Origin of the sequence: Lentzea kristufekii (assembly GCF_033949925.1) — a bacterium.
Taxonomy (GTDB): domain Bacteria; phylum Actinomycetota; class Actinomycetes; order Mycobacteriales; family Pseudonocardiaceae; genus Lentzea; species Lentzea kristufekii.
The window spans coordinates 123,655-131,803 of sequence record NZ_JAXAVV010000025.1 but is presented as its reverse complement, the minus strand read 5'-3'; the positions used below and the strand labels follow the sequence as shown (position 1 = coordinate 131,803).

At 70.4% G+C, this 8,149-nt stretch carries 4 protein-coding genes; 1 reads left to right on the top strand and 3 read right to left on the bottom strand.

Going from position 1 to position 8,149, the window contains the following annotated elements:
* Positions 1-227: 227 nt before the first annotated feature.
* A complete protein-coding gene (locus tag SK571_RS37450) occupies positions 228-3,167 on the top strand; it encodes a glycosyl hydrolase 115 family protein (RefSeq protein WP_319988850.1) in 2,940 nt (979 codons plus the stop codon).
* Between the two features lie 524 nt (positions 3,168-3,691).
* On the opposite strand, the gene SK571_RS37445 is transcribed toward SK571_RS37450, so the two are convergent.
* Genes SK571_RS37445 through SK571_RS37435 form a run of 3 tightly spaced genes read right to left on the bottom strand, consistent with a single transcriptional unit; the run spans position 3,692 to position 8,081 of the window.
* Complete coding sequence (locus SK571_RS37445; protein ID WP_319988849.1) at positions 3,692-5,410, bottom strand: ABC transporter permease subunit; 1,719 nt, start codon at positions 5,408-5,410, stop codon at positions 3,692-3,694.
* Positions 5,407-6,870: an ABC transporter substrate-binding protein gene (locus SK571_RS37440; RefSeq protein ID WP_319988848.1), complete on the bottom strand. Its 1,464-nt coding sequence runs from the start codon at positions 6,868-6,870 to the stop codon at positions 5,407-5,409. Before SK571_RS37440 ends, SK571_RS37445 begins: the two co-directional genes overlap by 4 nt.
* A complete protein-coding gene (locus SK571_RS37435) occupies positions 6,867-8,081 on the bottom strand; it encodes an MDR family MFS transporter (protein WP_319988847.1) in 1,215 nt (404 codons plus the stop codon). The genes SK571_RS37440 and SK571_RS37435 overlap by 4 nt, the downstream gene beginning before the upstream one ends.
* Between the last annotated feature and the right edge of the window lie 68 nt (positions 8,082-8,149).

Below are 8,149 nucleotides of genomic sequence, written 5' to 3'. Positions count from 1 at the left end.
CGGGAAATCGGAACTGAATTACCAGTCCAACTTCCGGGGAGCGGTTCAAAGCGGGTCCACCCCTTCTGGCTCGAGGAGCCCGACCGGGGGCGCGGTCGGCCTCTCCCCGGCGCGACACTCCCGGCCGCTTGACGGTCTCCTCCAGGCCTCCTACCGTTCCTCAGGTAAGCGCTTTCCGCCTTGTGTTGCAACGCCTTCGTCTCTAACCGTGCAGGAGGATCGAATCCGTGTCGAACAGGGAAACGAACGGTTGGACGCGCAGGTCGTTGTTGCGCGGTATGGCGGTCGCCGGGGTTGCCCCGTTGCTGCCGGGAGTCGCGGCGGCAGCGCCCAGTCAATTCGGGGTTGCCGGGGACGGGTTCACTCTCGTTCGGGACGGCGTCGCGGTGGACCTGTTCGTGGACCAGGCGGACGATCCCGCCGTGGCCCGTGCCGCTGGTGATCTGGCCACCGATCTGGAACGGGTCAGCGGTGTACGGCCACGCATGCGCCGCGCCACGTCCGGTCTGTCCGGGACCGTGGTGCTGGTCGGCACCATCGGTGCCAGCCCGGTCATCGACCGCCTGATCGCACAGGGCCGGCTGGACACCGCAGAGGTGGCGGGCCGGTGGGAGGCGTCGGTGACGCAGGTGGTGGAGAACCCACTGCCCGGCGTGTCTCAGGCGCTGGTCATCGCGGGCAGCGACAGGCGTGGCGCGGTGTACGGCATCTACGACACCTCGGAGCGGATCGGTGTGTCGCCGTGGTACTGGTGGGCTGATGTGCCGGTGGAACGCCGCACAACGGTGCGGGTCGAGGCGGGGACGATCAAGCGTTGTGAACCGTCGGTGCGCTACCGGGGCATTTTCATCAACGACGAGCGGAACCTGACCACGTGGTCGAACCGGACGCAGGAGCGGGACAAGAACATCGGCCCGGAGACCTACAAGAAGATCTTCGAGCTGCTCCTCAGGTTGAAGGCCAACTACCTGTGGCCCGCCATGCACCCGTACACCGACCACTTCAACAAGTATCCCGAGAACGCCAGGCTCGCCGACGAATACGGGATCGTGGTCGGTTCCAGCCACCCAGAGGCGTTGCTGCGCAACGGTGTTCACGAGTGGCAACCGTGGGCCGAGACGCACCGAAATCCCAACGGGAGCCTGCCGGAGTACGACTACACGGTGAACCCCGGCGTGATCGCCGAGTACTGGCGGGCGCGGGTGCGGCAGAACGTCGCCTACGAGAGCTGCTGGACGATCGGCATGCGCGGTCTGCACGACTCCGGCTTCCAGACCCGCTACGCGACGACGGTGCCGGAGAAGGTCGCGGTGATGAACAGGATCATCACCGACCAGCGCCGCATCCTGGCCGAAGAGGTCGGCGCCGCCACCGGACCGCAGATCTTCATCCCCTACAAGGAGGTTCTGGACCTCTACAACGCGGGCGTGCAGGTGCCCGAGGACATCACCCTGGTCTGGCCGGACGACAACCACGGCAACATGCGGCAGATGCCCACCAGCGCGGAGCAGCGGCGCCCAGGCGGCAACGGGCTCTACTACCACATCTCGTACTGGGGCACCCCGAAGAGCTACCTGTGGCTGGACACCACCCAGATCAGCAAGCTCTGGCAGGAGCTGCGCCGCGCCTACGAGCACCGCGTCGACCGCCTGTGGGTCATCAACGTCGGCGACATCAAGTCGCAGGAGGCCGGACTCTCCTTCTGCATGGACCTCGCCTGGAACATCCACCGCTGGGGCCCCGACAACATCGAGGACTTCCTCGTCGAGTGGACCGGCCAGCAGTTCGGGCGACAGCACGGCAGCGAGATCGCCGCCATCCGCACGGAGTTCTACCGCCTCGCCGCCGAACGCCGTCCGGAGTTCGTCGACCGCGGCTCGATCTCCCTGGTCCACCACGGTGACGAGGCTGGCAGGCGGATTGCCGCATACCGGGACCTGCTGGAACGGACGCAGGCGTTGGGCCGCAAGCTGCCCCCGGTCTACCAGAACGCCTTCTACGAGCTGGTCGAGTACCCGGTGCACGGCGCGTACCTGATGAACCTCAAGTACTACTGGGCTGACTGCAACGCCCTGGCGTCACGCCAGGGCCGCGGAGCGGGGGTGAACCGGTACGCGGACCTGTGCGAGGCCGCCCACGCGGAGGAGGAGGCGCTCACCCGCCGCTACAACACCGAGCTCGCCGGCGGTAAGTGGAACGGTGTCGTCAATCCCTATCCCTCCGACATCCCTCAGGCGCCGGGCCGCCCGACCGTGGTCCGGGTGACGCCGCAGAACACCTCGGGGCTGGGCGTGGCCGCCGAGGGCAACGAGACCGGGACCGCGGGGCCGCTGTCCTTCTCCTCCTATCCGCGCGACCGCCGTTTCGTGGACGTCTACAACACCGGATTCCGCTCCTTCACCTGGCGCGCCTCGACAAGTCACCCGTGGGTGCAGGTGAGCTCGACCTCCGGCACCGTCACCGACCAGGTTCGCGTGTGGGTTTCGATCGACTGGGCGCGGGCGCCCCGGGGCAGGCGCGAGGCGACGGTGACGTTCACCGGCGCAGGGAAGAGCGTGTCCGTGCCGTTGCGCGTCCACAATGACGGCGAGCAGGCACGGAGGAGCGCCACGGGGTTCGTCGAGGCCCACGGCTACGTCTCGATCGACGCGGCGCACTTCCACCGCCGCGTGCCGCGAAGCGGCGCTGACTGGCGTGTCGTGCGCGGACTCGGCAGGCGGCAGGCCGCAGTGGAGGCCGTGCCCTCGACCGCAGCGCCCATCACGGATCACGTGACGACCCGGTCGCCGGAGCTGTCCTACCGAATCCAGTTCACCGGCACCGGCACCTTCCCGGTGACGGTGTTCCGCCTGCCGTCACTGGACGCGCGCGGGAACCGTCGGCTCGCCATCGCCCTCGACAACGGTCCCGCCGTGATGCTGACAGGTCAGGCCATCGCCACGGGCAGGTGGGACGACCTCTGGGCGCGCAACGTCACCGAAGGCGTGGAGAAGCTCACCGGCTCGCTGACCGTCACCACGCCCGGCGAGCACGTGCTGCGCCTGCTGATGGTGGACCCTGCCATGGTCGTGGACCAGATCGTGGTGAACACGGGAGGCTTGCCAACCACCTACCTCGCCCCACCGGAGAGCTACCACCGCGGTGCGGCGGACCGCGAAGTCCGCTAGGCGCGGAAGGGACTCCGCCATGATCGGTACGAAATCGAGCGGCTGCTACAAGGGTTCGGATCGGCTCGACACCGATGATGACATGGACGGCTTCCTCAACGTCTGACAGGAAAACCAGTGTCTCTCAAGCAACTCGCGCTCCTCACGGCCGCGTTGAACGTGGCCGCGCTCGTAGCTGTGCTGATGACGCCGCCGGTGCGGAGGCTGTTCACCGGCAGCGAGTTCACCGGGCCACGCCGCCCAACTGCGCTGAACCCGGCCGTCAATCAGTCCACAACAGACGAATTCGCGGTCACATCGTGTACTTGTGCGAAGGGAACCCCATGCACGCCGGCCGACGGCGAACCCGCCGGCCGGGCGAGGTGGTCGGCCTCAGCTCGTGGGCCGACTTCGACAGCTTCACCTACCGCCGTCCGGGAGTCTGAAGTGGACGGTGAGGTGACTCGTGCAGCCGCCACACCGCCCTCGGCGCAGCAGGACCACCCAGCAGTGGCGGATCGGCGCCGCCGGGTGACAGGCCGGGCTCACCGCACGCGAATCGCCAGCGACGTCGCGCCCAGGCCGAGTGCGATGAGCCCTGCGGCGGGGAACAGCACCGTCCACGGCGCGCGCTCGACGTACGGCATTCCCTCGGCGATCAGCAGGCCCCACTCCGGTTCTGGCGGCTGGGCACCGAGCCCGAGATAGCCGAGCGTCGCCAGCGCCAGTGCCACCGCGGGCACCCGCACACAGGCGTTTCGCACCACCGGCGGCACGATCGCCGGAAGCACGTGTCTCGTGGTGAGGTGCCAGGAAGACGCGCCGAGCGCCCGTGACGCGGTGAGATAGCCGCAGCTGTGTTGTTCGGCCGCGAGCGAACGCGCGTGACCGGCGAGGGGTGCCCAGCCGGTCGCGACGACGGCGGCCACCGCGCCGGCCCACCCCGGGCCTGTCGCGGCCGCGACGACCAGTGCGACGACCACCGGGGGCAGTGCGTTCACGAGTGCGGCGGACGTGGACGCTCGTTTCGCCGCCAATCCGACCAGCACGCCGATGACGGCGGTCGTCGCGGTCACCGCGAGTGCGAGCAGGGCGGTGTGCATGGCACCGTGGCTCAACCTGGCCAGCATGTCGCGCCCCAGCGCGTCCGTGCCGATCGGGTGTGTTAGCGACGGTGGTCGCAGTCGGGACGACAGGTCCACCGCGAACGGGTCGCGCGACAGCCCGCACCCGATCGCGGCGATGGCCACCGTCGCCGCGCAGATCCACAACCACGGCCGCGAGGGCGATCCCGGCGCGGGTGGCGCCGCCGTCAACGCCCCCGCCTCGGCAACGGGACCGAGCAACAGGCGAGCAGCCAGCTTGCCGATCCCGCTCGCGACCACACCGACCACGAGGATCACCAGGACGCAGGCCTGCACGACCGGGACGTCCTGCGCGATCGCGCCGTTGATCGCGAGCCTGCCGATGCCGGGCACCGCGAACACCACCTCGACCGCGGCCGCTCCGCCGAAGAGTCCCGCGAAGAGCAGGCCGAGCTGCTCGGCCACCACGGACGCGGCCCTGCGCAGCACCGCGAGGCCGATCACGCGACGGCGCATGCCCGCCGCGGTCCACGACCTGAGCCACGGCGCGCTCGCCGCGTCACGGACGGCGTCGCGGGCGATCACCCCGAGCACGGCGCCCGCCGGAATGCCGAGCGCGACGGAGGGCAGCACCGCATTGCCGAGGCCGTTCCACCCCGAGGTGGGCAGCCACCGCAGCCGCACGGCGAACAGCACCACGAACAGCGCTCCGATGACGAACTCGGGCACACCGGCGAGCACGGTGGCGACACCGTTGCCGCCGTCGTCGCGGCGGCCGTTCACCGCCCGCACGAGGGTGCGCGCCACCAGCAGCGCCGCGACAGCGAGGGCGATGAGCACCGCGAACGCGGTGAGCGTGGCGGACACGCCGAGCGCGTCCGCCACCCGTGCGCCGACCGGTTCGCGGGAGACCCATGACTGCCCGAGGTCGCCGCGGACCACACCCTCGAACCACTGCCGCAGCAGACCGAACGGACCCGCGTCGAGCCCGAGCTCCCTGCGGACGGCGGCCAGCGCCTCGGCGTCGGGCTCGCGCTCGGTCGACCTCGCCCGCAGCACGGTCAGCGCCGCATCCCTGCCGGAGAACAGCGGCAGGAGACCGATCACCGCGACGATGCCGGTGACGATCGCCGCGACGATCGCCGAACGGCCTGCGGCAGCGGTGGGGCGTCCGGTCATCCTCGCGTCGTCGACCTGGTCACGAGGCGGCGCTCGTACGGATCGACGCTGATCTCGTTCACCTGGCCCGAATGCCCGATGAAGGCGCGCTCGTGCACCAGCGGCACCACGGCCGAGGTCGCGAGCACCGCTGCCTGCGCGTCGAGCGTCGCCTGCTCACGGGCGGGGGCGTCCTGCGCGGCGATGGCCTTGGCGATGGCCGCGTCGACCTCGCTCGAGCACAGCTTCGACAGGTTGAAGCCGCCCGCGCAGCTGAAGTCGGTGTCGAGGTAGCCGGCGGGGTCGCCGCTGTCGAGCACGTAGGACCGGGACAGGATCACCGCGTCGAACCGGCCGGCGAGCAGGTCGGCTTCGAGCTGGCTGTACTGCCTGACGACCTGTTCGACCTGGAACCCCTTGCGCCGCCACGCTTCCGCGACGACCGACGCGACCTCTGGCAGTTCCGGACGGTCGCTGATGGCCGCGAGGACCACCTTCTCGCCGTTCGCCGCGCGGTCGGCCAGGGGCAGCGGTGCCGGTGCCTTCGCCCACGGCGTTGCCGGGCCGAACAGACCGCGGGCGGCGTCCGCGTGGGACTCGTAGACGCCGCCGGCGAGCGCGTCCTGGTCGACGGCGCTCCTGGCGACGCCGCGCAGCGCCGGGTCGCTGAACACACCCTTCGCGGTGTTCAACGACAGCGACACGACCCTGGGCAGCGGAACGTCGATGCGTTGCAGGTTCTCCGCCGTGGACACCGGCAGCGACGCCGCCACGTCGACCTCGCCGGCGCGCAGCGCGGCGGTGCGGGTCTGACCGTCCGGGATGAACCGGACGTCCACCCCGGACAGCAGAGGCGCGCCGGCCCAGTGCTCGGAGAACGCGCCGAGTGCCGCGCTCTGGTCACCCTTGAGCTCCTGCAGCACGAAGGGACCGGTACCGGCGTTGCGCGGGTTCGCGCTATTGCCGGTGTAGGCACTGGGCGCGAGCACGACGAGGTTCGGCGAGGACATCCGCTGCGGCAGCGTCGGATCGGCCTTCGCGGTCGTCACGGTGAGGTCCAGGTCGCCCTCGGCGTTCGCCACGAGGTTCACGCCCATGATCGCGCGGGGGACCGGGCTGGCCTGCGCCGCGCGGTTCAGCGAGTCGGCCGCGGACCGCGCGGTGAGCGGTGCGCCGTCGTGGAACTTGACGCTGTGCCTGAGGTGGAACCTCCACTGCGTGTCCGACTGCCGCGTCCAGCTCTCGGCGAGCATCGGCTCCGCACGGCCGGAGCGGTCCAGCCCGACCAGCGTCTCGGCGATGCCGAGCCGGGTGAGCAGCACGCCGTCGTTGCCCCACGGCGACAGCGCCTGGTAGGGCGGGAACGGCAACGCCACGCGCAACCGCTGCGGCTCTTGGGATGCCGCACCGGTGAAGCAACCGGCGGTCAGCCCGCAGACTGCCGCCAGCGCGGTGACGAGGAGTGCTCGTCGTGTTCTCATTTCCGGCCTTTCGGTGTTTCGGTGAACGCGCCGAAGCGCGCGAGAGCGGTGAGCACGCAGGCCCCCGCCAGTGGAAGCAGTGCGAGCACGACCCAGGCGATGCGCCCCTGCTCCAGCAGGGCGCCGCTGATGGTGCTGCCGACCAGCACGGCCGTACCGCCCGCGGACGCCAGCACGCCGAAGTACGTGCCGAGCCTGCGTTCGCCCGCCAGTCGGGGAACGAGACCTTTCGCTTGCGGTACAACGAGCATCTCGCCGACGGTGAGCAGCACGACGAAGGCGACGGCTCCGGTCGCACCCGGCGGGCGCAGCGCGACCACGGCGAACGCGAGTCCGATGAGGACGAACCCGCCGACGAGTGCGCCGGTCCTGCCGAGCACCCTGTGGCTGAGGGCGGACACGGGCAGCTGGCCGAAGATGATGAGCGCGGAGGCGAGCGCGAACAGCAGGCCGAGGGCTCTCTCGTCCGCGCCGATGCGCTTCAGCTCGACCGGCAGCGCCAGGTAGAGCTGGTTGTAGGACACCAGATAGGCGGAGTAGCCGGCGGCGAACACCAGGAAAACCTTGTTGCGCAACACCTCGCGCCAGCCGTCCAGCACCGGTTCACCGTGGTGTTCGCCGGGCAGCCGGGGCAGCAACCACGCGTGCAGCAGCCCGATCGCCGTGAAGAGCGCCGCGGCCACGAGGCAGGCGGTGCGGAACTGACCGGCCAGCACCACACCGAGCAGCGGGCCGGCGACCGCGCCGATCTCACCCCACACCGCGAACACCGCGAACGTGCCGGCACGTCGATCCGGCCCGGCGTCACGGGCCAGCGACGCCTCCACGGCCGGGGAGAACAACGCGCCCGCCACACCGACGAGCACCACGCCGGCCAGCACCCCCGGCAGTGACGACGCGAACGCGAGCACGACGAACCCGGCCACCCGCACGGCACAGCCGGCGAGGACGACCGGTTTCGGCCCGATCCGGTCGGTGAGGGTGCCGCCGACGACGAACAGGCCCTGCTGGCTGAACGTCCGCAGCCCCAGCACCAGCCCGATCACCCAGCCCGCGAGCCTGAGGTCACCGGCGAGGTGTCCGGCCAGGTACGGGACGACGAGGTAGAAACCGGCGTTGAAGAGCAGCTGGCTGCCTACGAGCAGTCGCGCCACCGGGCCGAGCGAGCGCATTCGTCCCAGCGCTCGCCCGCGCTCGCGCACCGCCCCCACAACGAACTCCGCTCATCTTGATCGACCGCCGAGCGGCAACGTTAGGTGTGAATTCACCTTAGCCAACC